The following is a 593-nucleotide window of genomic DNA, read 5'->3' as shown; positions in this document are numbered from 1 at the left end:
AGTTCATAAATAAACTTAAGAACATAAGAAACTATCATTTGGATATTCTTTAGCTGACTTATAAGCTTAGAAAGCATAATACCAGTTGCTCCTTCTCCAATGGAAGCTTGTACTCCAATTAGGTTGCCATTTACTCCCAAACCATTAGCAACTGATTGCTGGTTCATATTCCAGGGTTTATCAATATTGCTCATCTCTTTTGAAGTAGAGTTAAGTTTAAACTGGTGGTCATCAATGTAACCAGTTACTACTCCATCCTTCATACCTTCCCTTACATTCTGTTTCAAACGTATTAGCTCCCTATTTAATCTTCTAGTATAAGCTTCTACATTTTCATTAGGTTTCTGTTGTGGTTTTTCCATCAAAGCCTCTAGAAAACCAACCATACCACAGATTTCCATGATATGTTTAAAGTTAGTTTTCATATCATGATGACCCTTTAATGAATCCAAAGATGCCATAAAAGGAGGTATTCCGTAAGGTTCATCAGTATCATTATACATACCAACATAACAGTAGGTCTCTGTATTAAGTTTGATATAATCTTGCTTATTTGAGCCATTCCAAAGAGTGTTCCTCTGATATGGGCTATA

General features: G+C 34.6%; 1 protein-coding gene. It reads right to left on the bottom strand.

Going from position 1 to position 593, the window contains the following annotated elements:
* Positions 1-593, bottom strand: a 593-nt coding sequence (locus IE258_RS40840) for a hypothetical protein (protein ID WP_189750845.1), incomplete at both ends; no start/stop codon positions are given.

Source organism: Streptomyces tendae, assembly GCF_014650435.1.
Taxonomy (GTDB): domain Bacteria; phylum Actinomycetota; class Actinomycetes; order Streptomycetales; family Streptomycetaceae; genus Streptomyces; species Streptomyces tendae.
Note: the sequence above shows the minus strand (reverse complement) of the source record. Positions and strands in the feature narration are given on the sequence as shown.